This window comes from Flavobacterium sp. LC2016-23, assembly GCF_009674775.1.
Taxonomy (GTDB): Bacteria; Bacteroidota; Bacteroidia; order Flavobacteriales; family Flavobacteriaceae; genus Flavobacterium.
Genome location: NZ_WKKE01000009.1, coordinates 148,729 through 174,645 on the forward strand (window position 1 = coordinate 148,729; position 25,917 = coordinate 174,645).

At 38.0% G+C, this 25,917-nt stretch carries 24 protein-coding genes and 1 tRNA gene; 15 read left to right on the plus strand and 10 right to left on the minus strand.

The features are described from left to right. Positions 1-165: 165 nt before the first annotated feature. The gene (locus tag GJU43_RS09565) at positions 166-942 is read left to right on the plus strand and encodes a DeoR/GlpR family DNA-binding transcription regulator (protein WP_154340543.1); all 777 of its coding nucleotides are present in this window, start codon (positions 166-168) and stop codon (positions 940-942) included. Here GJU43_RS09565 and GJU43_RS09570 read toward each other — a convergent pair. The 8 genes from GJU43_RS09570 to GJU43_RS09605 form a co-directional block, all read right to left on the minus strand. After that, a complete protein-coding gene (locus GJU43_RS09570; protein WP_154340544.1) occupies positions 939-2,009 on the minus strand; it encodes a dipeptidase in 1,071 nt (356 codons plus the stop codon). The two genes, GJU43_RS09565 and GJU43_RS09570, sit on opposite strands and share 4 nt — an antisense overlap. 109 nt (positions 2,010-2,118) lie before the next feature. After that, entirely contained in the window at positions 2,119-3,234 is a 1,116-nt protein-coding gene (locus tag GJU43_RS09575; RefSeq protein ID WP_154340545.1) for a D-TA family PLP-dependent enzyme, read from the minus strand. A 4-nt stretch (positions 3,235-3,238) separates the two neighbouring features. Next, the gene (locus tag GJU43_RS09580) at positions 3,239-3,886 is read right to left on the minus strand and encodes an aldolase (protein WP_154340546.1); all 648 of its coding nucleotides are present in this window, start codon (positions 3,884-3,886) and stop codon (positions 3,239-3,241) included. Between the two features lie 12 nt (positions 3,887-3,898). Next, positions 3,899-4,930 (minus strand): sugar kinase, encoded by a 1,032-nt coding sequence (locus tag GJU43_RS09585; RefSeq protein ID WP_154340547.1) that lies wholly within the window; start codon positions 4,928-4,930, stop codon positions 3,899-3,901. Positions 4,931-5,102: 172 nt separating this feature from the next. After that, positions 5,103-5,570 (minus strand): RidA family protein, encoded by a 468-nt coding sequence (locus GJU43_RS09590; protein WP_154340548.1) that lies wholly within the window; start codon positions 5,568-5,570, stop codon positions 5,103-5,105. A 4-nt stretch (positions 5,571-5,574) separates the two neighbouring features. Continuing rightward, a complete protein-coding gene (locus GJU43_RS09595; RefSeq protein ID WP_154340549.1) occupies positions 5,575-6,894 on the minus strand; it encodes a GntP family permease in 1,320 nt (439 codons plus the stop codon). A 14-nt stretch (positions 6,895-6,908) separates the two neighbouring features. Next, positions 6,909-8,438, minus strand: coding sequence for a SusD/RagB family nutrient-binding outer membrane lipoprotein (locus GJU43_RS09600; protein ID WP_154340550.1), 1,530 nt, complete (start codon positions 8,436-8,438; stop codon positions 6,909-6,911). A gap of 10 nt (positions 8,439-8,448) precedes the next feature. After that, complete coding sequence (locus GJU43_RS09605; RefSeq protein ID WP_154340551.1) at positions 8,449-11,604, minus strand: SusC/RagA family TonB-linked outer membrane protein; 3,156 nt, start codon at positions 11,602-11,604, stop codon at positions 8,449-8,451. A gap of 233 nt (positions 11,605-11,837) precedes the next feature. Here GJU43_RS09605 and GJU43_RS09610 point away from each other — a divergent pair, with 233 nt between their 5' ends. After that, positions 11,838-12,605 carry an amidohydrolase gene (locus GJU43_RS09610; RefSeq protein ID WP_154340552.1) on the plus strand — a complete coding sequence of 256 codons (768 nt, stop codon included), beginning with the start codon at positions 11,838-11,840 and terminating at the stop codon, positions 12,603-12,605. Here the strand turns inward: GJU43_RS09610 and GJU43_RS09615 are convergent. After that, entirely contained in the window at positions 12,602-14,290 is a 1,689-nt protein-coding gene (locus tag GJU43_RS09615; RefSeq protein WP_154340553.1) for an Ig-like domain-containing protein, read from the minus strand. The two genes, GJU43_RS09610 and GJU43_RS09615, sit on opposite strands and share 4 nt — an antisense overlap. A 170-nt stretch (positions 14,291-14,460) precedes the next feature. On the opposite strand from GJU43_RS09615, the gene GJU43_RS09620 reads away from it, so the two are divergent. The 5 genes from GJU43_RS09620 (at position 14,461) to GJU43_RS09640 (ending at position 19,038) form a co-directional block, all read left to right on the plus strand. Next, a complete protein-coding gene (locus GJU43_RS09620) occupies positions 14,461-15,465 on the plus strand; it encodes a hypothetical protein (protein ID WP_229655029.1) in 1,005 nt (334 codons plus the stop codon). After that, entirely contained in the window at positions 15,425-17,782 is a 2,358-nt protein-coding gene (locus tag GJU43_RS09625; RefSeq protein WP_154340554.1) for a hypothetical protein, read from the plus strand. Before GJU43_RS09620 ends, GJU43_RS09625 begins: the two co-directional genes overlap by 41 nt. Before the next feature lie 20 nt (positions 17,783-17,802). Further along, entirely contained in the window at positions 17,803-18,207 is a 405-nt protein-coding gene (gene mce, locus GJU43_RS09630) for a methylmalonyl-CoA epimerase (protein ID WP_154340555.1), read from the plus strand. Between the two features lie 147 nt (positions 18,208-18,354). Beyond that, positions 18,355-18,428: transfer RNA gene (locus GJU43_RS09635), tRNA-Ile, on the plus strand. Positions 18,429-18,810: 382 nt separating this feature from the next. Next, positions 18,811-19,038 carry a hypothetical protein gene (locus GJU43_RS09640; protein ID WP_154340556.1) on the plus strand — a complete coding sequence of 76 codons (228 nt, stop codon included), beginning with the start codon at positions 18,811-18,813 and terminating at the stop codon, positions 19,036-19,038. A gap of 33 nt (positions 19,039-19,071) precedes the next feature. On the opposite strand, the gene GJU43_RS09645 is transcribed toward GJU43_RS09640, so the two are convergent. Further along, on the minus strand, positions 19,072-19,662 hold the full coding sequence (locus tag GJU43_RS09645) for a riboflavin synthase (RefSeq protein ID WP_154340557.1): 591 nt from the start codon (positions 19,660-19,662) through the stop codon (positions 19,072-19,074). A 57-nt stretch (positions 19,663-19,719) separates the two neighbouring features. Between GJU43_RS09645 and pdxA the strand changes: the two genes are divergently transcribed. The 8 genes from pdxA to GJU43_RS09685 all read left to right on the plus strand — a co-directional run bounded on the left by pdxA (position 19,720) and on the right by GJU43_RS09685 (position 25,906). Continuing rightward, positions 19,720-20,769: a 4-hydroxythreonine-4-phosphate dehydrogenase PdxA gene (gene pdxA, locus GJU43_RS09650; protein WP_154340558.1), complete on the plus strand. Its 1,050-nt coding sequence runs from the start codon at positions 19,720-19,722 to the stop codon at positions 20,767-20,769. A 106-nt stretch (positions 20,770-20,875) separates the two neighbouring features. Then, positions 20,876-21,418 carry a DUF177 domain-containing protein gene (locus GJU43_RS09655; RefSeq protein WP_154340559.1) on the plus strand — a complete coding sequence of 181 codons (543 nt, stop codon included), beginning with the start codon at positions 20,876-20,878 and terminating at the stop codon, positions 21,416-21,418. 9 nt (positions 21,419-21,427) lie between these two features. Beyond that, entirely contained in the window at positions 21,428-21,622 is a 195-nt protein-coding gene (gene rpmF / locus GJU43_RS09660; RefSeq protein WP_007137315.1) for a 50S ribosomal protein L32, read from the plus strand. Between the two features lie 173 nt (positions 21,623-21,795). Next, entirely contained in the window at positions 21,796-22,794 is a 999-nt protein-coding gene (locus GJU43_RS09665; protein WP_154340560.1) for a beta-ketoacyl-ACP synthase III, read from the plus strand. Between the two features lie 22 nt (positions 22,795-22,816). Beyond that, positions 22,817-23,305: an acetyl-CoA carboxylase biotin carboxyl carrier protein gene (gene accB, locus GJU43_RS09670; RefSeq protein ID WP_154340561.1), complete on the plus strand. Its 489-nt coding sequence runs from the start codon at positions 22,817-22,819 to the stop codon at positions 23,303-23,305. A gap of 111 nt (positions 23,306-23,416) precedes the next feature. Further along, entirely contained in the window at positions 23,417-24,763 is a 1,347-nt protein-coding gene (accC, locus tag GJU43_RS09675) for an acetyl-CoA carboxylase biotin carboxylase subunit (RefSeq protein WP_154340562.1), read from the plus strand. Between the two features lie 479 nt (positions 24,764-25,242). Beyond that, positions 25,243-25,539 carry a hypothetical protein gene (locus GJU43_RS09680; protein WP_154340563.1) on the plus strand — a complete coding sequence of 99 codons (297 nt, stop codon included), beginning with the start codon at positions 25,243-25,245 and terminating at the stop codon, positions 25,537-25,539. A 70-nt stretch (positions 25,540-25,609) separates the two neighbouring features. Further along, positions 25,610-25,906, plus strand: coding sequence for a hypothetical protein (locus GJU43_RS09685; RefSeq protein WP_154340564.1), 297 nt, complete (start codon positions 25,610-25,612; stop codon positions 25,904-25,906). The last annotated feature ends 11 nt before the right edge of the window (positions 25,907-25,917 follow it).

The window sequence follows — 25,917 nt, forward strand, 5'->3', positions numbered from 1 at the left end:
AATTTAGGTTTTGTAAAATGTTTTGCATTTTTTTTGCAAAAGAGTTTTGTGTTTAAATGTCTTTAAAATAGATGAATTAACTTTTTTATTACTTTGAGTTATAATTTGTTTCGCAATAATATTGCATTTATTGTTTACATTTGCTCCTAACAAAATTTAATTTGCATGAGTAACGATAATGAAGTGGTTAATTACACTAAGGAAGAACGTAAAAATCTTATTTTAAAAGAGATCAACCTTCACACCCGTGTCAGTTTTGAAACGCTCTCTGCGAAATTATTTGTTTCAGAAGATACGGTCAGACGTGATATTAATGAACTCGAATCAGAATCGTTATTGATTAAGGTAAAAGGCGGTGCAATGACAAAAGCGTATCACCATTCTTCTTCCAATCAAACCTATGCAGGTGAATCAAAACAGGTGATTGCGCAAAAAACATTAGGTTTACTTCATGATGGTATGGTTTTGTTAATTGGCGGCGGAACAACCATTAGAGAGTTCATACGCCTGATTCCAAATGATTTAAATCTTACTATTTTTACGGTTACTGTTCTTTCTGCCGTGGAACTTCTCGATAAACCGAATGTCAAAATCATCATGATTGGCGGCAGTATTTCATCTTACAGCCAAATGTGCGTGAGCGGTGATGTTTACAATCAGTTGGCGAACATTAAAGTTGACCTGCTCATCCTGGGAACCAATGCTTTAGATATCGAAGGTGGTTTCTCGGATTCTGATTGGGAAACCGTTCAGGTAAAAAAAGCAATGATTCAGGCTGCCGAAAAAACGGCCATCCTGACTATTTCCGAAAAACTCGATACCGTTTTAAAAATGAAAATTGCCAATTTATCCGAGGTAGATTATGTGGTGACCGAAGTTAGTCCGGATCACGAAAAATTACAATCGTATAAAAAGGCAGTTCCAGGTTTAGTGTTTATCTAATCCCAGTTTTTCATTAAAAAATTAATCCAGTTCTGATGAAAGATATTTTTTAAATCTTCATCAGAATACCCGTTGTTTTTAAAAATCAGCACCAATTTCTGTAAATCGGCAATCGTATCTAGATCATACGGACCTTGTTCTGTACCAAAAGCACCGTCAAGATCGGAACCGATACCAATATGACTGGCATTTCCGGCCAGCTGGCAAATGTGATCCATATGTTTAAAAACCGTTTCCAGATTGCATTGTGTTCCCAAAGGTGTCGAAACGCCTCTTTCCCAGTTTGGAACCAGCATCCAGGCATCTAAAGCTCCGCCAATTACGGCTCCTCTCGAAATTAAGGCCTTAATCATTTCGTCACTGTACTGCCTGTTATGATTGACAAGACTTCGGCAATTGTTATGGCTCGCCCAAACGGGTCCGTTGTAATGGTCTAAGGCCTGCCAGAAAGCATCGTCGCATAAATGGGTGGCATCCAGAATAATATTCAGGTGTTCCATCTCTTTCAGTAAATCAAGACCATTCTGATTCATTTTTCCGGTAGCGTCTGTTCCGTTGGCGTAACGTCCCGGACCGTAATGCGCAGGTCCGATTGCTCGTAAACCGTAGTTATGAGCTTTTTCCAGATAAGAAATATCAACAATGGAATCCGCACCTTCTAAACTTAAAATATAACCAATTGGCTTTTTATCGTTTGAGCTTCCGTCATTCCATAAATCAATTTGTTGCTGAAGCGATTTTTTATCGGTAATTGCCACCATTTCTCCCGCTTCTTCCATGGTTTTGTACCAGGTCAGTTGTCCTTGTGTTTGTGCCCAGGCCTGTTCGGGGGAATTCCAGCCCGGAATGATGCTGCCCGGTTTTACGAAACGCGCGATCTGTGTCGCTACCACAATACCAATATTACCTCTTCGCAGATCCGGAAACGAAACCGTGGCACGCTCGCGATCGGGTTTGTCAGTCATTCCTTTTTCTAAGTGGCGTAATGTTTTTACATCATTTCTTAAATCTCTGTTCCATTCCATCGCATTCATGCTCAGGTCTAGATGGGCGTCTATTATAAACATAGTATTTTTTTTAAGGCACAAGCTCCAAAGGCTCTATTCTCTTTCATCTTCACTCTTTCTTCCTGGCTCTATTTTCTATTCTCTTTTCTTTATTCTCCTTTTTCTGCTGCTAAATATTAATTTTTCTGCCGCGGGCTGCAACCTGCCATTGATCGCAGATTTCATGTGCTGCATTTACCACCTGAACCGAATCGTAAAGCGCACAGGTGGGACAGACATGATAGGGCTGGGCATAAATGGTATCGCCAATAGCATACTCGTTTTTTCCTCTGTTTTCTATAATTAAATGTTCTTCAGAATGTGCCGTCGGGATTAGATTTTCATCATTTAAAATTACTAATCTCCTGTCGATTGTGTTTTCGGAAGCTACAGCTTTGTATCCGATATCGATGCAAAATGTGGAACTCGTTGGTTTTGAAATAATGGTTCCCACAATGACCAAAGCGGGCTCGAAATTTTGTTCCGGTAAATGAATCTGATAATTCGAATCCCAAAACACAAAAGTCCCCGGACTGCATTCTACATTTTTCTGAGTGGCGTAAAATGGAAAGGTATTGGATCCTCCGGCAACAATTTTGAGTTCGTAACCCAGCTTTTCCTGAAGGGCTTCTATTTCTTCATTAATACTAAAAAACAAGTTGGAAGCGGCAGCAACACGTTGTTCTAAATCGCCTTTTAAATGCCCGTCGTAAATATGAATTCCGGCAAAATGAATATTTTTCAATGCAACAATTTCGTCAACTAAGGTACTCCAGTTTTTAGAAACCGAAATTCCGGTTCGGTTCATTCCGGTATTCAGATCCAGGTAAACCGTTAATTTTAAATCATTTTTCTCTGCACTTTCATTTAGCGCTTTCGCCGATTCGATATTGTCAACTATAGTCGAAAAAGCGGTATTCGGATATTTTTTCACTAATGCAATCCATCTTTCTTTTTTAACTCCTACCGGCTGATAGGCGAGAAGCACATCCGGGATTTCGTGCAGGGCCGCAAGTTCGGCTTCGGCAATGGTGGCGCATTTTATTTTATGGATGTTGTAGGTTTTAAATAAATCCAGGATCTCACCAATTTTATGCGTTTTGATGTGGGGCCTTAATTTTTGAGTTTCACCATTTACAGCTTCAATCAGACGCTCGATATTCGACTGGATGCGATCTTCGTAAACAGCCAGGAAAGGAGTGTCAATGCGGGTTTCGGAATTAATTTTCCACCAATCTTTTTGCATAACTTTAATTTCTTGTTTTTTCTACAACTTCAATTAAATTTCGGAAAGCGTCAAGGGATTGCTCGTAATTTAAGTTCAAAAGCATTTCTTTAGAAAATAAATTGGATCCAATTCCAACACAAACCACTCCGGATTTGAACCATGATTTCAAATTGCTTTCTTCAAGGGTTACGCCTCCGGTGGGCATTATTTTCAAATTAGGAAAGGGTGCCCTTATCGCTTTTACATATCCGGGCCCGCCAATTTTATCGGCCGGGAAAAGTTTTACAATTTCGGCCCCTAATTTGTTGGCGTGCAGTATTTCATTCAGCGTTGCAGCGCCTGGAATCCAGTAAATATTATTTTTGAAGCAATAATTGCCGATCTCTAAATCGGTATGAGGACAAACAATACAATCTGCCCCTAGTTGATGAAACGTTTCGGCATCTTCAACACTTAAAATAGAGCCAACGGCTATTTTTACCTCTAAATTATTTGCTTTTTTAAAGGCGATCATTTGAGTGAAAACTTCTTTAGCATTGTCTGCACGGGCAGCAAACTCGATAATTTTTATGCCAGCATCAGCAGCCGATTGTAATACAATTTGGGCTGTTTCAATATTGATTTGAGTTACTAACGGAAGTACGCCTTGTGTTTTTAAAATGCTGTACATAGTTGGGGAAATTTATCTGTTAATTCTGTTACTGGAGCCATTTTTAATAAAATGACTTATTTCTGTTGGATTGCTAATGGCAAAATCTCCGTGAACACTCTGTTTGATCACACCGCAGGCCGTAGCCCAGTCAATACATTCCTGACCGGAAAAGTTATGGGTAATTCCGTAAAGTAAACCTGCGGTAAAGGCATCTCCGGAACCAATCTGATCTGTTACCAGATGTATTTTCTGTTCTTTCGTTTCATAAAAATGGCCTTCATGCAAAAGCAATCCTTTGTATAAATGTGCCGGTCCGTCTGATTTTCTAAAGCTCATGGCCAGTGTTTTCAGAAAAGGCATTTTTGTTTTTAATAATTCGAATGTTTGCTGAAAACGATTTGCATCGGATTCATTTTTATCGGTTTTTATTCCGAAATAAATTTCTACGGCATCTAAATCAGCCACTGTTATGGTACTGTACTGAAGCAGATCAGGCATGATTTCAGACGGATGTTTTCCGTATTGCCATAATTTGGATCGAAAGTTAAAATCAGATGAAATCGGAATTCCTTTTTTGTGTGCCGAAAGGATGGCTTCTTTACAAGCCAAACCTGCTTCATTAGAAACGCCCGGACTAATTCCCGACCAATGAAAATGTGTAACATCGGCTAAAGCCACATCCCAGTTAATCTGATCTTTCTGAATGGTTGCGAACGAAGAATTGCTTCGGTCGTAAATTACCTGCGACTGCCTGATCTGATTTCCGGATTCGACAAAATACAAGCCCAGACGTTCTCCGCCATACACACATTTGGAGGTGCTTACTTTGTATTTCTGAAGCTCGTTTAACGCCAATTGCGCCAGATCATTTTCCGGTAATCGGGTAATGTAATCAGTTGGAATCCCAAGTTGGGAAAGTAAAACACAAACATTGGCTTCAGCACCTCCAACGTTTATTTTTATTTCGTTGGCCTGCGTAAACCGGTTTCCATCGGTCACACTCATCCGGAGTAATAATTCGCCGAATGTTGCAATTCTTGTTTGTGGGGTTGTTGTATTCATTGTTGTGTTTTTTTGCCACTGATTATAAGATTAGAAAGGATTTTTTTGGGCTTGCCACGAATTACACGAATTTTCACAAATCAGTACGTGAAAAATTAATTCGTGAAAATTTGTGTAATTCGTGGCTAAATTTTTTTAATCTTTTTAATCCTGTAATCTGTGGCCTGTTTTTTTAATATAATTCGAAAACAGCTTCTACTTCAACAGGAATATTGTCCGGTAGGGATCCCATTCCAACAGCACTTCGTACACCGATTCCGTTTTCCTGCCCCCATACTTCGGCAAACAATTCACTGCAGCCGTTGATTACATACGGATGTCTTAAAAAATCACCGTTGCAATTCACCATTCCTAAAACTTTTATAACACGTTTTACTTTGTCCAGGCTTCCAAAATTGGTTACAATCGTAGAAAGCATAGTCAGTCCTACTTGTCTTGCGGCTAATTTTCCTTCTTCAATGTCCATATCATCGCCGATTCTTCCGATGATTAGGGATTTGTCATCCCGAACAGGACCGTGTCCGGAAAGGTATAAATAGTTACCATCTACTAAATAAGGTTTGTAAATACCAAGCGGCTGGGGTGCCGGTGGTAATGATAAACCTAATGTTTCAAATTTTTCCTGTGGTAATAAATTCATGATATTAATGTATAATTGAGTTTAAAATAAAAACGAAAATGATTCCTAAAACAGATACTAAAGATTCCATGACGGTCCATGATCTAAAAGTATCTTTCAGGCTGATATTAAAATATTCCTTAAACATCCAGAAACTTGGATCGTTTACGTGGGAGCACATCAGACTTCCTGCTCCGACGGCTAAAACTAACAGATTGGGGTCGAGTCCGTTAGTTTGTAGTAAAGGTAATAAAACGCTGGCAGTCATTAATCCGGCAGCCGTTGCAGAACCCACACAAACCCGAATGATCGCGGCCATTATCCAGGCCAGTAAATACGGATGAATGCTGGTTTGTGTTAAAGCCGATACGATAGTCTCGTTTACACCGCTGACAATCATGACTTCTTTCAGGCTTCCGGCTCCTCCGACAATCAAAACAATCAGTGCCACATCTTTGATCGCGATGGCATAATCATCCATAACAGAATTCAGAGTTCTATTCATTCGCAGGCCTAAAGTGTAGGTGCAAATAAGCAACGAAATGAGCATAATCATACTGGGTTCACCAACTGTTTTACAGAGGTTTAGTAACGTTTCATTTGTTGAAATCAGGGGCAATACCGATGTTAAGGTCAAACCAAAAACAGGAAATAAGGCAGAGAATAAACTAATCGAAAAACTCGGAAGTGTGCCCGGATTAGCGATTTCTTCTACATTTAAAATTTCATGACTGGATTCTGTTTTGATATTTTTAAGCAAATTTGAAAATAATAAACCCGCAATAAAAATAGTCGGTATGGCGATTATAATCCCGTAAACGAGAACCAGTCCGATATCAGCATTTAAAATACTGCTCAGTGCCATTGGAGACGGATGCGGGGGCAAAAAACCGTGTGCCACAGAAAGCGATGCCAGCATAGGAATTCCCAAATAGACTTTCGATAATTTAAATTGATGGGCTACTGAAAAGATCAACGGTACTAACAAAACAAAGCCAACACTATAAAACAGCGGTATCCCAACAATAAACCCGGTGATCATGAGGCCTAAGCGAACGTATTTTTTGCCCGTCCATCCCATAACCGTTTTGGCAATAACATTGGCTGCTCCGGACGAAACGGTAAGTTTACCGATACAGGTTCCGAAAACAATAATCAAAGTAATCGAACCCAGCATTTCACCCAACCCTTTTTGCACGGTTTGTGACAAAGTGTTTATCGGCAGGCCTAAAAAAAGGCCTGCTAATAAAGCTGTTATGATGAATGCAATAAAAGGATTGATTTTAAACCAGGCTATTTGCAGGATTAAAAAAGCAATGCATGCAGTAAGAATTAAAATGCTCATTTATCTCTTGTATATTATTTATCCCACCAGATTTTTGTGGTAAAAGTATCTTCGCCCTGGCGTTTGATCGCTTCAGCTAAGTTAGCGGAATTCACGGAATATTCGCTGGTCGGATATTTGAAACGTCTTGGAATTGTGCCGTTTGTAACGTTCCCCGGAAAGTTTACAGGAACCAAAACCGGATAGCCTGTTCTTCTCCAGTTGGCATACACTTCCTGCTCGTCTACAAATAAGGCAACCCAGATCTGCGTGTGTATCTGATTCATTTTTTGGTCTAATGATCCCGCCGCATTAAACGGATTTGCCGTTAAATAAGGTGTGGCATCGGCAATGGTATAACCGGCACCGTAAATTCCCATATTCAGGAAGGATGCTTTTACGCCTCTTTCGTATAAATCTTTATCGGTTTCCGTTGTGTACCATCCTCTGGCTGCAGCTTCCGCCAGGTATAGGTTTGTTTCTGCGTTGCTGATCAGTACCAGCGGCGCATCGTATTTAAAAACGGTACTTTGGTTGGGCTCGGAATAAGTAGCTTGCTCTGTTGGAGTAGGCGCTGTTTTAAGTCCGTTTGGAAAACCTTTTTGTACGGCCAGTGTGGTATTTTGCACCGTCCCCTGCCAAACTCCCGCATACACACTAATTCTTGGATCTGCAGTGGCTTGTAATAAATCGATGAAGGTTTTGGCCAGTTTTCCGCCTTCCACATTTTTCTGACCGTATGATCCCTGGGTAAAGTCTTGTCTTCTGGAATCAAGTCCAACCGGGTTTCTGTTAAAATCATTCGGGCCGTCTGTATATTTCATGATCGCATTATCGGCTCCGTTTAGGATTACGCCTCCGGCAATCGCTTTGGTTACCCATGTTTTGGAAAGCGCAGGGTCTACTTTTGTTAATCTTAATCCAAGGCGAAGCATTAACGAATACGAGAATTTTTTCCATTTGGTTACATCCCCGTCATAAATAAAATCGGCTTTGCCAAAACTTGGCTTAGAAGGGTCAAGAGCTGTTGCCGCTTCATCCAGTTCTTTTAACAGGTCTTTATAAATCGCTTCCTGGGAATCGTATTTCGGAAGAAAAATCTGGGTACTGTTTGCTTTTGCAGCTTCGAAATAAGGAACGTCACCGTACAAATCAGTAATTCGGTGGTACAAGTATGCTTTCCAGATTCTTGCAATATTAAGTTTGTTGCTTTCATTCGGACTGTTTTTGAGGGCATCAATTACAATTTCAACTTCATTCACACCGGTTGGATAGGCCTGGTTAAAATAAGCGGAATAATACACTTCATTGCTCAGGTATTTGTCACCGGCACCTGAAGCTTCTTTGTAGGTCGCATAATGCTGCAGCATTCCGCCGCATTCCAGAATATTGGTCGCAAAATAATTATTGTTTAAACCGTCTAATTGTGATTTGCTGAAAATGAAATTCGGAGTGGGTTTCTCCACAACATTCGGATTCGTGTTTATTTCTTCGAAATCTTTGGTACAGGCTGTCATACTTGCTAAAAGTATTCCTGTGATATATAGTATGGTTCTCTTTTTCATGTCTTTTAATTTAAAATTTAACGTTTAAACTTAAACCAAAACTTCTTGTTTTTGGTACTCCGAATTGTTCTACACCCTGAGCATTTCCGGCACTAAATACAGATTCCGGATCTACGTTTGGTGTTTTCTTGTAAAGAATGAATAAGTTTCTTGCCACAAATGAAACAGAAGCTCCCTGAAGTTTAGACAACCCTCTTATTTTTTCAATTGGCAACTGGTAACCAAAAATCACCTGTCTTAATTTTACAAAACTCGCATCGTATACAAAGGTTGAAGAGATATTTCTTAATCCGTCATAATAGGTTCTCAGGTTTTCCGGAGCAATAACCATATTCACCGGATTTCCGTTCGTATCGACACCGGAAATTGGTAATCCGTTTTCACGGCCTTCCAAAGTCAGTTTGGTTAATCCCATACGGGTTCCGTATAAATCGGTTCCGGAATATAAGCTTCCGCCAAACTTACCATCGATCAGAAAGCTGAAGGATAAAGCTTTGTATTTAAATTCATTGCTGATACCCGCCGACCACGGGTGAACGCCCTGACCTAATTCCTCAAGAGGACCTTGTGCAATAGTGGCTGATCCGCCGCTCACGTTGTAAACCGTATTGCCATTGGCATCTTTACGGGGTTTGTATCCTTTTATAATGCTGTACGGACGGCCGACATCACTGGTAATCGTAACGTAACCGTTTACAGAAGTGGCCATTGTAATGGATTTTAGCTGATCGGTAAGCGCTTCAACCGTATTTTCATTATAGGCTCCGTTGAAGCTGGCTTCCCAGGAGAAATTTTCATGGTTAATTATTTTTCCGCTAAGCAAAAGTTCAATTCCTTTGTTTCTCATTTTTCCAAGATTCAATAAAGCGGTACTTGCTCCTGAAGCATTGGAAATCGTCGTTTCAACAATGTCATTGGTGGTAGCGCGGTTGTACCATGCCACATCAAGATTCAGACGGTTGTTGAAAAAACCTAAATCGGTACCAATTTCGAATGTAGTAGAAGTTAACGGACTTAAAGTAGCATTTGGCACTCTTGAACTTGTTGGTCCTTGTAATTGTTGTCCGTTATGTCCGCCCTGTATCATCGAATAAGAAGGATTCAAAGCATACGGATCCGGAGTGGCTCCACCTACTTCAGCCCATGAAGTTCTTAGTTTGGTAAACGAAACCCATTCCGGCATTTTTATAATTTCCGAAAGGATGATACTGGTTCCGATCGAAGGATAAAATACCGTGTTGTTTTCTTTAGATAAAGTAGAAAACCAATCCTGACGGCCTGTTACGTTTAGGAAAACAATGCTTTTATAGTCTAAATCTACTGCACCGTAAACAGAGTTTGTTTTGGTTTTTCCGTATGGATACGTGTACGTCAAAGTTGATAAATTGCTTAAGGCATAAAAATCATCTAACACAAAATTAGAGCCTTCCACTTTGGTTTCGTCCCTTAAAGTCGTACGCGAATTCACTCCCGCCAAAGCGTTTAAAGAGAAATCCCCGAAAATGTTTTTCTTGCTATAATTCAGGATCGCTTCCGAATTCAGGTTTTGTAATTTTACTTTTGAACCTTGTGCGTATCCAACCGGATTGTTTAAAGTTGTTTTCGGAATATATCCAAAGAAGTCATAATTCGTATAATCCTGTCCGATTCGTCCCTGAAGGAATAAGTCCGGCGTAAAGTTCATTTTTACGTTCAGCATTCCGATGAAGCGGTTTTTGGTATCGCTGTTTTTTATTTTATTGATCACATAGTAGGGGTTCGTAGCCACTGCAACAGGATTCCAGGCCTGTTCAATGCCGTTTGCATCATAACCCGGAGCCAGATTTCGGATATCGACGGTATTCCCAATCATATACGTTCCCCAGTTCGGATTGGCTTCCGCATCTGAAACGGTTACCCTGTTGTTTGATTTATCAATATTGTACTGCGCCACAACATCAAATTTAAGCCAGTTGGTTAGGTTGACATTGGTGGCAATGTTGACACTTTTACGATTAAAATCAGAATTAGGTACTACGCCTTCATTGTCCATGTTCATGAAAGAAAGACGTCCCGTTGCTTTTTCTGTTCCGCCCGATAAAGCAATAGAGTTGATATAAGTCGTTCCGGTTTGGTAAAAGTTTTTAATATTGTTTTTTTGAGGCGAGTAAGGTCTTGCCACGCCGTCAAACTGAATCACATTTGATCCGTCCATTTTGGCTCCCCAGGACCAGCGCCCGGCGGCTATAGCTTCGGCTTGTGTGGTTGGTTTTTTGCCGAGTGATCCCGAGCCGTATTCGTACTGCCAGTCGGGTGTGATAGACGGAGTTTCGAAAGTGAAGGAAGAATTGTAGTCTACGCCAATACCTTTTTGGGCGGCGCCTCTTTTAGTCTGGATCAGGATAACTCCATTGGCGGCACTTGCCCCATAAAGCGCGGCTGCTGTTCCTCCTTTAAGAACCGTAATGGTTTTAATATCGTCAGGGTTGATCACAGAAGTTCCGTCACCGCGGTCCACATTTATTCTGGTGGATCCGGCTCCGTTTCCGATTCCCGGTAAATTTAACTGCGTATTATCAATAGGCAAATCATTGACTACATACATGGGCTGGTTGTTTCCGTTTAAGGAGCCATTTCCGCGAATGATCACTCTGCTGGATCCGTTTGGTCCGGTTGCCGTGCTGCTCACGTTTACACCAGCAATTTTTCCAACAAGAGCATTGGCGATATTGGTTTCTTTCGCCTTTGTAAATTCTGTTCCTTTAAGCTCTGTTACAGCGTATGCAATGGATTTGCTGCTTTTTTTAACACCAAGTGCTGTTACGACAACCTGATCGAGCACATTTTCTGCCGGTTTTAATCTGATCACTAAACTTGTGGTTTTAAGTAAAGCGAATGACAGCGTTTCGTAACCCATATAGGTTACAATAATGTGGACTTCGTTTTCGGGAACATTTAGTTTAAATTTTCCGTTTTCGTCAGATATCGTGGCTATTTTAGTGTTGCTTTCTGCATAAATAGTTGCTCCGGCAATTGGCATTCCGTCATCCTGGCCTAATACCTGACCTGAAATTTCGACCTGATTACTTGTTTGTTCAAAAAGATGCTTTTTAATTGCAGTCTCTTTTGCGCTTGCGGAGAGGATGATCCCTCCCATAAGCACTAATGAAATGAGCTTTGTTTTCATAATTCTGTGGTTTTCATGTTTTTTTGGTTTTTATTGGCAATCAAATATAAATATTTATTTTTCACACTTGCATTTTTTTTGCATAAAATGCATTTTTTTTGCAATATTTTTTCCCGAAGTATTTTTAAATTCCAAAAGAAGTGTTGTTTTTGAAGGTGTTTTGAGAATTTTTTGCACAAAGTGTTTTATAATTGCAAAAATAAATTTTGGCTGAAAATTCGTATTTTTGAACTATGAAAATTGCACTTATTCAATCCGATCTGTATTGGGAAGACGCTTCCGCAAACAGAAAAAACTTCGAATCGAAAATAAATCAAATCGATTTAAAGGTGAATTTGATAGTCCTTCCGGAAATGTTTTCCACTGGTTTTACTATGAATGCCAGCGAAGTAGCTGAAACCATGCAGGGCGAAACCGTTCTGTGGATGCAGTCTTTGGCAAAACAGAAGCAGGTTGCTATAGTAGGAAGTTTGATTATTGCAGAAGAAGCAAAGTATTACAACCGCATGCTGTTTGTTTTTCCAAATGGAGCAATACGGCATTATGACAAACGTCATTTGTTTACATTGGCCGGAGAAGATAAATCGTATACCGCAGGAACTGAAAAGGTAATCGTGGAATATTTGGATTGGAAAATCTGTCTCCAGATTTGTTATGATTTGAGATTTCCTGTTTTTGCACGAAATACAGAGAATTATGACTTGCTTTTATACGTGGCCAACTGGCCAAAAGTCCGCACCAATGCCTGGGACGCTTTGCTGAAAGCGCGTGCGATTGAAAACATGAGTTATGTAGTCGCGGTAAACAGGGTGGGACTTGATGCTAATGAGTATGAGCATATCGGTCATTCGCAGGTAATAGATTTCCTTGGGAATCCGGTTTTGAATCCCCGGGAAAAGGAAGGTGTTTTTATAGTTGAGGTGGATAAAAAACCAATGCTGGAAACGCGTAACAAGCTTGACTTTTTAAGTGACAGGGATCAGTTCGAAATTAGGATTTAAAAAGCTTTTCTCTTTTTCGCTTCCTCTTTTTTCTTTTTTTCATCCATTTTTTTCTCGACTTCCGGGCTGAAAGGAATACTTAAATCAACCGTTTCATTTCGGTCCCAGTTGGCGCGGACATCAAATTCCTGCTGATAGTAGTAGACTTCCTCGGCAAGTCTTTTTTCCAGATAACTTCCGGGGTCATACATTTTATTTTTGTTGTCATCGTAAATGATACGAATGGTAAACGCATTAGGCTCTACCAGATTGAATTCGATTTTGGTCTCGCCTTCGGAATAAGCATCTGCCAATATTATATCTCCTTTTTTATTGGTCAGTTGTACGATTATAGGAAAACGCTTGACATTTTTTAGGTTCAGGATTATATTTCCGTAATCGGCGAGTTCTTTTGTGGCCAGCTTATACGATAACGTATCGTTTGCTTTTTGGTAAAAATCCGTTAAAGCACCCGGGAAAAAGGTAAAATGATATTTTTCCAGAGGCTCTTTCTTGAAATCAATATACAGTTTCTGATCAAATTCATCATACTCCGTTGTAAAGTCTACGGCTGTCGAATCTTTGTTTACTAATCTGATTTTAGACTTATCGAATTTTACTAAAGGGGTTTCGGTTTCCAAAGTAAACCGGTCCCTGAAGTTAATTATTCCGTTTTGTACCGCCTTTATGTTTAAGGTGTCTTTTTTCTGGTCTTTGATTTTAAAAGTAAACGTCTTCTTGTATTTTTCTTTCTCTACGTCTAAAGATAACGAGTCTGCCTTCAGCGGTTTGTACCATATCTGCAAAGAATCTTTCTTCGGGAATTGGGTTACGATAGTTTCCAGCACTTCGGTGTTGTTCCTGAGGACAATTTTGGGTTTCGAATTCTTAAAGTTTTGCTTGCCTTCATACGGAAGCAATAATCGGTTTCCGGAGACCTGTACAGGCTTGAATGTTTTTAACGGAAGTGTTTCTTTAAATAATTCTACTTCATATACCGTGTCGTTTGGTACTGTAATGTAACTTTTAAAAAATCCGATTTTATCATCCTTCGGATTAAATTTATTATTGCTTCCTTTGTCCTTTAAGGCGACTAAAAGGTATTTTCCGGCTTTTAAATTTTCAAATTTAAAAGTTCTCATACTGTCTAAGGTATTCGTAATGTACCTCGGGTTTTCTTTGTAAATAACCGAATCCTTAAATTTATCATTCACTTCATAAAGCATTACCGATACAAAATTGTCTACGTTTTTTTCGTAAGCATCTTTGATTTTTCCGTTAAGGGTAAGGGAATCGATATAAGAACCGGTCGAAAAAACATATTTGAACTGGTTGTAGGCGTTTCCTTCATTATTGTCTGTAATACCCTGTCCAAAGTTCAGGCTGTAGGTGGTGTTCGGCTGTAAAGTGTCTCTAAGCCTGATCGTAATAAATCGGCTGACATTGGTTGGTGTAATCAGCGGTTCATATTTCATTGGAGGTGAAATAATCAGCTGTTTGTTTATGTTTTTAAGCTTTATATATTCATCAAATGTCAGAGTGATTTCATTTCCTTTAAAGTCAGTACTAAGATTTTTAGGGGAGCTGGATATCAGAACCGGAGCAAGAGTATCTTTTAATCCGCCGGTAATACTGCCTCTCTTAGCACAGCTTATCATTGATAATACCAATAAAAAGGAAATATATTTCAGTGTGTTTTTCAACATAACAGGTTTTGAATTTTATTCCACAAAATAACAATTATATTTGCTTTAATAGAAATTTTTTATGCCTTTATTAGTATTTGCGGTTTTTATCTTTGATTGTTTCTTGGCATACAGATCCGGAAATGCGTTATAATTTCTTACTTTTGATTTCGTTTTTAATTTAACTGGTTTTGAAAAAGAATATTTTAATGGGTTTTGTGTTTTTTTTACTGCTGTCCTGCAGTAAAAAAGAAGCGCCGGTGGTATCTTTTTATTATTGGAAAACCATTTTTAGATTATCCCAAACAGAAAAAGAAGTTTTAGAAGACAACAATGTCCGCAAACTTTATATTCGTTATTTCGATATTGGTTTGCATCCGCAGACCCAGGAACCCATTCCGATTTCCCCCATTCGTTTTCAGGAAAATATGACCCGTTTTACGGTCGTTCCGGTAGTTTTTATCAAAAACAAAGTCATGTTGCAACCGAATCTTGATATTGATGATCTGGTTGAAAAAACATTTCGCCTGATTGCCGAAATGAATAAAAAAAACAAAATTGATGGTCAGGAAATCCAGATTGATTGCGACTGGACACTTTCGAGCAAAGACAATTATCTGAAATTTATAGAGAAATTTAAAAAACGTTCCCAAAAGAAACTTTCGGCTACAATTCGGCTGCATCAGGTCAAATATTTTAAAAAGACAAAAATTCCAAATGTCGATTCCGGAGTTTTGATGTATTACAACATGGGATCTATTGCTCCGGATTCGCTCAATTCGGTCTACGATCCCAAAATCGCAGCACGATATTTGAAGAGCCTGAAAAACTATCCGTTGCCGCTTGATTTTGCTTTGCCAGTATATTCGTGGGGAGTGCATATCAGAAATCAGAAGGTGATTGGACTGCGTTCCAAAATCAATATTGAGGCGCTTAAGGCAGATAAGAATTTTGAACAAACCAGCGCTGTGTTTTTTCAGGTGAAACATTCTAATTATAAAAACGGGATCTTTTACGAAGAAAACGACCTGCTGAAAATGGAAGCAATTGTGGCAGAAGATTTAAAACAAATGGGCGAAGAGTTGCATGAAAACATAGCGCAGCAGCCAAAAGAAATTATATTTTACGATTTAGACGAATTCAATTTAAAAAACTATGAAAAGAATATTTTTGAACAGGTTATTTCTTGTTTCTAGTGCCTCTTTACTTTTTGTATACGGAATAATTTATGCTTGTGGAGGCGGAGACGATTGGGATTACTTTGGTTATAATTCGAATTTTACTCCGGAAACATTTGCCGATAAATCGTATACGCCGCTATTCTTATCAGGCGGAATATTTTACGGGATTGGTTATGACACCGAACATAATTCGCGTTTTAATAATGATATACAAGCAGACTGGGAAACCTATCTGAAAGGAAAAGCAAATCCGGCAACGATAAGTTATTTTCTGATTGGCCCTGATAAACCAAGCTCCTACGAAGACAGGGACAAACCTCTGGAAAACAAACCCGAAATAGAACAGCTTCATGTTTTTTATAAAACCAAAAAAGAGAATAAGGCTTCGCTGAAGTGGGGTAAAAAAATTAGCCTGAAAGACGAGAAAATTAAAAATTTCATTGAATTTCTATACCTCGCGCAAAAGATAGAAACGGTTTCTATCGGTGGTGATTACTGGAGCTATGATCCTGTTGTCGCAAAAACATTCGATGACCAGAAGATGATTCAGTCAATTGAAAATGTTTACAACACCACCTCAGATGCCTTCCTGAAAAACAGGTATTGGTTTCTTACGGTAAAAGCACGTTTTTATAGCAACGACAAGCAAAAAGCAGTTTTGTTTTTTAATAAAACCGAAGCTTCAGTTCCTAAAAACACCTTGTATTACAGGGCACTTTCGTATGTGGCCGGAATCAATTACAAGCAAAAAAAATATGCAGTTTCAAACTACTTATATGCGCAGGTGTTTGATAAATGCCCTGAAATGAGAGTCGTGACGGCCTATAGTTTTCATCCGCAAAATGATGCCGACTGGAATAAATCGCTGGCAATGGCGAAAAACAATAAAGAAAAAGCCGCACTCTGGGCCATTCACGGCTATTATAAGGATGAGAAACAAGCTATAGAAAAAATTTATGACCTGGATCCAAAAAGCGAACATCTGAATTATCTGGTCACACGATTGGTAAACAAACAAGAGCAGGAGATCAATAATTCTTTTCAGCAGAAAGCCGAAGAAAATGTTCCAATGAAACAACAGACCATTGCAGAGAATAAATCCGAGAACCAGGCGAAACTGAATAAAAGTGCTTTTGATTTAATTTCGAAAATTTCGGCTGCAGGAAATACAGAGCGACCTTACGTATGGGATTTAGTTTTAGGGTATTTACAGACTTTAAAAGGGGATTATACAAGCGCCGACAAGAATTTTGACAAAGCCGAAAAAATATTGCCTAAAACAGAATTGGCAGGATATCAGTTAAGATTGCTTCGCTTTGTGAATAACCTGAGCAAAATTGATAAACTCACCGATAAAAACGAAAAGACTGTTCTGGCCGATTTGAACTGGCTGTATTACGAACTTCCGAAAACGTATAAAGGACAGGAATTCCGTTATCAAAATGCAGTATCGTGGAGCAGAAGCTGCCTGTCGACCCTTTACAGGGAAAAAGGAAATCCGGTCATGGCAGAGATATTCGGCGAATCACGTTATAGCTATTGGAACGACGGAAATGCCTTTTATGACAATGAAAAGGTTTTGCTGGATATGAAAGCCTTTTTAGCCAAACCCAATAAATCGGAAATAGAGAAGATCGGGTCAGGGGTATATAGTCTGAAATTAAAAGACATTAATAATTTTCAGGCCGTTCAGGCGACTTTTAAAAATAAAATCCCGGAAGCAATCGCTTTTATGCAACAGACAGATTCTGTTCAGTACAGTCAGTTTCTGGGAAATCCGTTTAACGGAAGCATAAAAGATTGTCACGATTGTGATCATGTGGCGTATCAGAAAAAGAAATATTCTCAAATTGACTTTTTGAATACCATAAAGTCCATGCAGGATAAACTGGCTCAGAAAGAAGATGTTTATACCAATAGTTTACTGCTGGGTAATGCCTTTTATAATATCACCCATTTCGGGAACGGCAGGACTTTTTACGAAACAAGTATTGTAGGTTCTGGTTCCAGTCCGTATACGTTTAGGGACTCCATGAAAAAAATGATTACCAATTGCGATATTCCTAAAATGTACTATCAAAAAGCACTGGAGGCTGCAACAACAAAAGAACAAAAGGCGAAATGTATCTATATGATAGCAAAATGTGAACGGAATGAATATTACAACAATAAATATAACAGTTTGAAAAACTGGTGGGAAGCAGACGATGATAAAATTAATTTTATTGCCTGGAACGGTTTTAAAACCCTGAAAAAAGACTATTCCGATACCAAATACTATCAGGATATAATTGCGGAATGTGGTTATTTCAATACTTATATTAGTCAATAACGATAATTGAATTTAAAGAAATGGTAAATAAAATAGAACATATCGGAATTGCAGTGAAAAACATGGACGACGCCAATGTGCTGTTCGAAAAATTATTAGGCGTTCCGTCGTACAAAATGGAATCGGTGGAAAGCGAAGGAGTGCTGACTTCTTTCTTTCAGACTGGAACCAATAAAATCGAGCTTTTGATGGCCACTCATCCTGAAAGTCCGATTGCAAAATTCTTAGAGAAAAAAGGCGAAGGAATTCACCACATCGCTTTCGATGTCGAAGATATTGAGGCGGAAATCACGCGCCTGAAAAACGAAGGTTTTGTATTGATAAACGAAGTTCCTAAAAAGGGTGCCGATAACAAACTGGTTGTTTTTTTACATCCCAGGAATACAAATGGAGTTTTGGTAGAGCTTTGTCAGGAAATTAAATAAAAAAAAAGCTTTTTCTCACATTTAATAAGGTGTTGAAAATCAATTGGGTTTCTGAGAATACGCGGGACGATTTAAAATTAAATAGAAATCATACCGTAAAATATTTGCAGTGAATAAAAAATAGTAGTAATATTGCATCCTCAAACCGGTCCTATAGCTCAGCTGGTTAGAGCACCTGACTCATAATCAGGTGGTCCCTGGTTCGAGCCCAGGTGGGACCACTTTTAAAATCAAGCCTTTACAGTGATGTAAAGGCTTTTTTATTTTCAGGGCAAAAATTTTGGGGTCAGGTTGTTTTTAAATTCTTCTGATTTCATTTCTTTCAGTTGACGCTTTTCAACCAGATTAAATTTTCATTAAATTTGCCGAAATGTTGCTTTTTTCTGAAACCAAATAAGCAAAATTGCCGTATGTTTGACTAATACGATTTCGTTAATTGTTTTGTTGTAAAACTTCACATTTTTTTGTTTTAAAACTTGCATTTGAATGAAAATCTTATACATTTGTCAAGAATTTGAGCATAAAGCGTTGTTTTTGTGAGAATTGTAATAAGGAAAATGATTTTAATAATATATTATGCTGTTTTTCAGCAGATTGAAAATTATGAAGATATCAAAAACTGTTTTTTTTGTGTTTTTTGTAACCTTGATTAGCGTTTCAAGTGTTATTGCTGGTACTAATACCCCTCCTAAGCCAATGGCTAAAGCGGCAGCACCAAAACCACCCGATGTTCCTATTGACCAGAGTTTACTGCTTCTGGTAATGGCGGCATTATTATTCGGCACGTATACTTTATACCAATATAATTTAAAAAGAAAAGCTTCAGTTTAAACTGAAGCTTTTCTTTTTAATAAAATTTTGTAACTATTTGTTTATGGAATAGAGTCTGGAAATGTATTTTCCTACGACATCAAATTCTAAATTAATCTTAGTTCCGATTTTAAAATTTTTGAAGTTGGTATTTTCAAAAGTGTAAGGAATTATGGATACGCTAAATTCATTTGTTTTCGAATTTACGACCGTAAGACTTACTCCGTTTACTGTTATAGAGCCTTTTTCTATAGTGATGTTATTTAAGTTTTTGTCGTATTCGAAAGTGTAATTCCAGCTTCCGTTGGCTTCCTGAATATTGCTGCAGGTTCCTGTCTGGTCTACGTGGCCTTGTACAATATGTCCGTCAAGACGATCTCCGAGTTTCATTCCTCTTTCCAGATTTACAATATCGTTTACTTCCCAATCCCCGATATTGGTCTTTAGAATCGTTTCTTCAATTGCCGTTACCGTATAAAAGTTGTCTTTTATAGCGACAACAGTCAGGCAGATTCCATTATGTGATACGCTTTGGTCAATCTTTAATTCATTGGTGAAAGAAGATTCAACGGTTACATGAAGGTTGTTTTGATCTTTTTGTATTTCGTGAATCCTTCCTAGGGTTTCTATAATTCCTGTGAACATTGTTGTTTTATTTTACTAAATTTGCACATCAAAATTAGTAATAAATAAACTGAGCACATGAATAAAAAAGCAGAAAATATAATTGTTGGAATTTCAATAGGAGATTTAAACGGTATTGGAAGCGAAGTTATACTGAAAACATTCGAAGATTCACGCATGTTAGAATTATGTACTCCGGTTATTTTTGCAAATGCCAAAATACTTTCGTTCGTTAAAAAAAGTGTTACCTCTGCCATTCAGTTTCACGGAGTGGATAAATTAGATCAGGTTTTGCCGGGAAAAGTCAATGTCTTTAATCTTTGGAAAGAAGGTGTTGATATTAATTTTGGGGTTAATGATCCGAAAATTGGAGAATATGCCATAAAATCTTTTGTGGCGGCAACCAAAGCTTTAAAAGAGGGGCAGATTGATGTTCTGGTTACGGCTCCCATAAATAAGTATAATATCCAGTCGGAAGAATTCAAATTTCCGGGACATACCGACTATTTAGATCAGCAGCTGGAAGGAAATGCGCTTATGATGATGGTTCAGGATAATCTCAGGGTGGGACTCCTGACGGATCATGTGCCGCTCAATGAAGTTTCATCACATTTGACAGAAGAATTAATTACAAGAAAAATAGAAACAGTAAGAAAATCCCTGATAGAGGATTTTAGTATTGTAAAACCAAAAATCGCTGTTTTGGGATTAAATCCACATGCAGGAGATGGAGGTGTGATTGGTAAAGAAGATGATTTGATTCTAAAGCCTGTTCTGAAAAAAATATTTGAAAAAGGAACTATGGTTTTTGGACCATTTCCGGCAGATGGCTTTTTTGGAAGCGGCCAATACGAAAAATATGACGCAATCGTGGCAGCTTATCATGATCAGGGACTTATTCCTTTTAAAACATTATCCTTTGGAAAAGGAGTAAATTATACAGCAGGTCTAAACAGAGTCAGAACTTCGCCGGACCACGGCACAGCCTATGATATTGCAGGGAAAGACATCGCGGATTATAATTCCTTTAAAGAGGCCGTTTATCTGGCAATTGATATTTTTCGCTCTCGTAATCTGTATGAGGAGATTAGTCAAAAACCTCTTAAAATAAAAGAAAAACAGTTATAAACAAAAAAAGGTGAATAAGATTATTAGTTTTATAATAATTTTATATCTTTGCACCCCAATTCAGGTATCTGGGTTTTAGATAGCGATTGGTCAAATTGATGTTGAAATGAGCAAAACAAAAGAATTTTTAATTCCTTTCGTAGGGTTAAAACTAGGAAAACACCATTTTGAGTATCAAATAAGTAATGTGTTCTTTGAGAACTTTGATTACGACGAATTTCAAAGTTCGGACATCAAAGTAAGTCTGGTTTTAGATAAGAAAAGCAACATGATGGAGTTGGATTTCAAACACAAAGGAACAGTTAATGTGCCTTGTGATCTGACAGGTGAAGATTTTGATCTTCCTATTAAAGGGAAAATGAAACTAATCGTTCGCTTCGGAGATGAATTCAATAATGATAATGAAGAGTTGCTGATTTTGCCGCACGGAGAGCATGAAATAGATGTCGCACAATACATTTACGAAATGATTGCACTTTCGGTACCGCTAAAACGAGTTCATCCGGGAGTAAAAGACGGAAGTTTGCAAACCGAAGCCTTAACAAAGCTGAAGGAACTAACAGTAAAAGAACAAAAAGAAGAGAGTAAACAAGAAGAAGATATTGACCCGCGTTGGGACAAATTAAAAAAACTATTAACGGATAAATAATATAGTAAAATGGCACATCCTAAGAGAAAAATCTCGAAAACAAGAAGAGATAAGAGAAGAACACATTATAAAGCTACTGTAGCTCAAATCGCTACATGTCCAATTACTGGAGAAGCACATTTATACCACAGAGCATACTGGCATGAAGGTAAAATGTATTACAGAGGGCAAGTTGTTATCGATAAATCTGTAGCGGTTGCTTAATACGTTTTTGTAAATAATACTGGAACTCTCACATAGTGAGAGTTTTTTTTGTTGCTTATAACTTTCGTTTTTTAAGAAAACAGATACAAATTTTGCTTTGTTTTTTTTTGTAATTTTCAAGTCTTTTAAAAATTTTTCAAATAGGAGTATTTGAAAGGAAATAATAGAATATAATGAATACAATCACAGCCGCAATTACCGCTGTTGGAGCTTATGTTCCTGACTTTGTACTTTCAAACAAAGTGTTGGAAACAATGGTTGATACCAATGACGAGTGGATTACCGCCCGTACCGGAATAAAAGAAAGAAGAATTCTTAAAGATGCTGATAAAGGAACATCATTTCTTGCTATAAAAGCAGCACAGGATTTAATAGCAAAAGCTAACATCGATCCGCTGGAGATTGATATGGTAATATTAGCAACAGCTACAGCAGATATGCCCGTAGCCTCTACAGGAGTTTTTGTTGCAACAGAAATTGGAGCTACAAATGCATTTGCATACGATTTACAGGCTGCATGTTCCAGTTTTTTATATGGTATGTCTACCGCTGCAGCTTATATACAGTCAGGACGTTATAAAAAAGTACTTTTAATTGGTGCTGATAAAATGTCATCAATCGTAGATTATACAGACAGAGCAACCTGCATTATTTTTGGTGATGGAGGAGGAGCTGTATTATTCGAACCGAATTATGAAGGTTTAGGTTTACAGGATGAATACTTGCGAAGTGATGGTGTCGGGCGTGATTTTTTGAAAATCTCTGCGGGCGGTTCTTTACTGCCAACTACATTAGAGACTGTTCAGAACAAACAGCACAATATCATTCAGGACGGAAAAACCGTTTTTAAATACGCAGTAACGAATATGGCAGATGCCAGCGAATTGATTCTGAAAAGAAACAATCTGACTAATGAAAATGTAAATTGGCTAGTGCCGCATCAGGCAAACAAACGTATTATTGATGCCACTGCTAACAGAATGGAATTGGAAGATTCTAAAGTATTGATGAATATCGAAAGATATGGTAATACAACTTCAGCTACATTACCATTAGTGTTAAGCGACTTTGAACACTTATTCAAAAAAGGAGATAATATTATTTTCGCCGCTTTTGGTGGTGGATTCACTTGGGGATCTATTTACCTAAAATGGGCTTACGATAAAAAATAAATTAAACTAAAATCGAATCACTATGGATTTAAAAGAAATTCAAAACCTAATCAAATTTGTTGCAAATTCGGGAGTTGCAGAAGTGAAGTTGGAAATGGATGATGTAAAAATCACTATCAGAACAACATTGGAAACAAATGTAACAGAAGCTACTTATGTGCAACAATTACCTGCTCAGCCTGCTTTGCAGCAAGCAGTTGCTCCTCAGCAGACAGCTCCGGTTGTTGTAAATGTTAACACTGAAGCACCAGCTGCGGCAGAGGATTCTAAATACATAACTATAAAATCTCCGATTATCGGAACTTTTTATAGAAAACCTTCTCCGGATAAACCTGTTTTCACTGAAGTGGGAAGTACTATTGCCAAAGGTGATGTTCTTTGTGTAATTGAAGCAATGAAATTATTCAACGAAATCGAATCAGAAGTTTCAGGTAAAATTGTAAAAATTCTTGTTGACGATATGTCTCCGGTAGAATTTGATCAGCCTTTATTTTTAGTTGATCCATCATAAATAAATTTAGATTTTAGATTTTAGATTTTAGATTGATTTGGCAGCATTAAGTTTGTCGGGCATCTAAAATTATCTAATGATCAAATTGTCTAATTATCTAATTAAAGTAAGATGTTTAAAAAAATATTAATTGCGAATAGAGGAGAAATTGCACTTCGTGTAATTCGTACATGTAAAGAGATGGGAATTAAAACTGTAGCAGTTTACTCTACAGCCGATGCAGAAAGTCTACATGTTAAGTTTGCTGACGAAGCGGTTTGTATAGGACCTCCTCCAAGTAACTTATCGTATTTGAAAATGTCAAATATTATTGCAGCTGCGGAAATTACCAATGCAGATGCAATTCATCCTGGATATGGATTTCTTTCTGAGAATGCTAAATTCTCAAAAATATGTCAGGAACACGGAATCAAATTTATTGGAGCCGCTCCTGAAATGATCGATAAAATGGGAGATAAAGCTTCTGCCAAAGCAACAATGAAAGCAGCAGGAGTTCCTTGTGTACCAGGTTCAGACGGATTGTTGGAATCTTTCGAACAAACACAAAAATTAGCCAAAGAATTCGGTTACCCGGTAATGCTTAAAGCTACTGCCGGTGGTGGTGGAAAAGGAATGCGTGCTGTCTGGAAAGAAGAAGAGCTGTTGAAAGCCTGGGAAAGCGCACGTCAGGAAGCTGCCGCAGCATTCGGAAATGACGGAATGTACATGGAAAAACTGATTGAAGAACCACGCCACATCGAAATTCAGGTAGTCGGGGATTCTTACGGAAAAGCATGTCACCTTTCTGAAAGAGATTGCTCCGTACAACGCCGTCACCAAAAACTTACCGAAGAAACACCTTCACCTTTCATGACTGACGAATTGCGTAACGCAATGGGAGCAGCCGCTGTAAAAGCCGCTGAGTTCATTAAATACGAAGGAGCAGGAACTGTAGAATTTTTAGTGGACAAACACAGAAATTTCTATTTCATGGAAATGAATACCCGTATTCAGGTAGAGCACCCTATTACAGAACAGGTTATTGATTATGATCTGATTCGTGAGCAGATTATGGTAGCAGCCGGAATTCCAATTTCAGGAAAAAACTACTTACCGGAATTACATGCTATCGAGTGCCGTATTAACGCTGAAGATCCTTATAACGATTTTCGCCCTTCGCCGGGAAAAATCACAACGCTTCATATGCCGGGAGGTCACGGAGTACGTTTAGATACGCACGTTTATTCAGGTTATACAATTCCGCCAAATTACGATTCGATGATTGCCAAGTTAATTACAACGGCACAATCCCGTGAAGAAGCCATCAGCAAAATGCGAAGAGCTTTGGATGAATTCGTAATCGAAGGTGTGAAAACGACAATACCTTTCCACAGACAATTAATGGATGATCCGAGATATATTGCAGGAGATTATACTACTGCATTTATGGATACTTTTAAAATGAATCCAATAGAATAAATAGAAAGGCTGTCAATTTTGACAGCCTTTTTTTTGTTTACTACCTATTTTAAACCCGACAGGTTTCAAAAACCTGTCGGGTTTATTATTTATAGAATATTGATTTTTTTGTCTTGAAAAATTATCGTCATCCTGAGCGAAGTCGAAGGCTCGAATGCAACATAGGCTTCGACTTCGCTCAGCCAGACAAATTTTTAAGTTGTTTATTTGTGAAAGTTGTAAAATCAGAAACCCGACAGGTTTTAAAACCTGTCGGGTTTCTGATTTAAAATACCGAAGTAAACACATTTAGTGTATACTTTTTACACACTATTCCGTTATAGTATACAGTTTTTTACATTCCTGAATTTTGGCACAATTTGCTTAATGCTTTATTTTAAAGGGATTAGAGGGTTTGTAGGTTTGTTTTGAAGTTGCGGCATAATAATTTCATTACCTAAAGCGTAAAACAACTATTAAATAATTTAAATATATACATTATGAAAAATTTATTTTTATCAGCCGCAATTGTTTTGGGAAGTTTAACTTCATTTGCTTCAACTTCTCCAATAACTACTACAACCGTAAAAACAATCTCAGTTCAGGATGAATATACTGAAATCAAATTAGAAGAAGTACCAGCTGCCATTACAGAAGCTTTGAAAAAAGCCTATCCGGATGCCGTACTTTCTAAAGCATACAAAAATGCAAAATCAGAATACAAACTGGATGTTACAGTAGGAGACAAAACCGGTAATCTTTTTGCTAATGCAGACGGATCCTGGATTAAAAAATAATTTTGTGTTCCCGTGAAAATTCAGATTAAGAATACTAAGATCAAATTAACAATTTTAAAATATAACTACCATGAAAAATTTATTTTTATCAGCCGCAATCGTTTTGGGAGGTTTAACATCATTTGCTTCCACCTCGCCAATTTCAAATACAATCGTAAGAACAATCTCGATTCAGGAAGAATACACTGAAATCAAATTGGAAGAAGTTCCGGCAGCAGTTACTGATGCACTTAAAAAAGCTTATCCGGATGCTATACTTTCCAAAGCATATAAAAATGCAGCTTCACAATACAAACTAGACGTTACAGTTGGTGACAAAGTAGGTTCTCTTTTTGCAAATGCAGACGGATCCTGGATTAAAAAATAACCAACTTAACT

Excerpts from the sequence above, each read along its gene's own strand:
- GJU43_RS09565 (WP_154340543.1), top strand. The coding sequence starts at position 166 with ATGAGTAACGATAATGAAGTGGTTAATTACACTAAGGAAGAACGTAAA.
- GJU43_RS09570 (WP_154340544.1), bottom strand. The coding sequence starts at position 2,009 with ATGTTTATAATAGACGCCCATCTAGACCTGAGCATGAATGCGATGGAA.
- GJU43_RS09575 (WP_154340545.1), bottom strand. The coding sequence starts at position 3,234 with ATGCAAAAAGATTGGTGGAAAATTAATTCCGAAACCCGCATTGACACT.
- GJU43_RS09580 (WP_154340546.1), bottom strand. The coding sequence starts at position 3,886 with ATGTACAGCATTTTAAAAACACAAGGCGTACTTCCGTTAGTAACTCAA.
- GJU43_RS09585 (WP_154340547.1), bottom strand. The coding sequence starts at position 4,930 with ATGAATACAACAACCCCACAAACAAGAATTGCAACATTCGGCGAATTA.
- GJU43_RS09590 (WP_154340548.1), bottom strand. The coding sequence starts at position 5,570 with ATGAATTTATTACCACAGGAAAAATTTGAAACATTAGGTTTATCATTA.
- GJU43_RS09595 (WP_154340549.1), bottom strand. The coding sequence starts at position 6,894 with ATGAGCATTTTAATTCTTACTGCATGCATTGCTTTTTTAATCCTGCAA.
- GJU43_RS09600 (WP_154340550.1), bottom strand. The coding sequence starts at position 8,438 with ATGAAAAAGAGAACCATACTATATATCACAGGAATACTTTTAGCAAGT.
- GJU43_RS09605 (WP_154340551.1), bottom strand. The coding sequence starts at position 11,604 with ATGAAAACAAAGCTCATTTCATTAGTGCTTATGGGAGGGATCATCCTC.
- GJU43_RS09610 (WP_154340552.1), top strand. The coding sequence starts at position 11,838 with ATGAAAATTGCACTTATTCAATCCGATCTGTATTGGGAAGACGCTTCC.
- GJU43_RS09615 (WP_154340553.1), bottom strand. The coding sequence starts at position 14,290 with ATGTTGAAAAACACACTGAAATATATTTCCTTTTTATTGGTATTATCA.
- GJU43_RS09625 (WP_154340554.1), top strand. The coding sequence starts at position 15,425 with ATGAAAAGAATATTTTTGAACAGGTTATTTCTTGTTTCTAGTGCCTCT.
- mce (WP_154340555.1), top strand. The coding sequence starts at position 17,803 with ATGGTAAATAAAATAGAACATATCGGAATTGCAGTGAAAAACATGGAC.
- GJU43_RS09640 (WP_154340556.1), top strand. The coding sequence starts at position 18,811 with ATGAAGATATCAAAAACTGTTTTTTTTGTGTTTTTTGTAACCTTGATT.
- GJU43_RS09645 (WP_154340557.1), bottom strand. The coding sequence starts at position 19,662 with ATGTTCACAGGAATTATAGAAACCCTAGGAAGGATTCACGAAATACAA.
- pdxA (WP_154340558.1), top strand. The coding sequence starts at position 19,720 with ATGAATAAAAAAGCAGAAAATATAATTGTTGGAATTTCAATAGGAGAT.
- GJU43_RS09655 (WP_154340559.1), top strand. The coding sequence starts at position 20,876 with ATGAGCAAAACAAAAGAATTTTTAATTCCTTTCGTAGGGTTAAAACTA.
- rpmF (WP_007137315.1), top strand. The coding sequence starts at position 21,428 with ATGGCACATCCTAAGAGAAAAATCTCGAAAACAAGAAGAGATAAGAGA.
- GJU43_RS09665 (WP_154340560.1), top strand. The coding sequence starts at position 21,796 with ATGAATACAATCACAGCCGCAATTACCGCTGTTGGAGCTTATGTTCCT.
- accB (WP_154340561.1), top strand. The coding sequence starts at position 22,817 with ATGGATTTAAAAGAAATTCAAAACCTAATCAAATTTGTTGCAAATTCG.
- accC (WP_154340562.1), top strand. The coding sequence starts at position 23,417 with ATGTTTAAAAAAATATTAATTGCGAATAGAGGAGAAATTGCACTTCGT.
- GJU43_RS09680 (WP_154340563.1), top strand. The coding sequence starts at position 25,243 with ATGAAAAATTTATTTTTATCAGCCGCAATTGTTTTGGGAAGTTTAACT.
- GJU43_RS09685 (WP_154340564.1), top strand. The coding sequence starts at position 25,610 with ATGAAAAATTTATTTTTATCAGCCGCAATCGTTTTGGGAGGTTTAACA.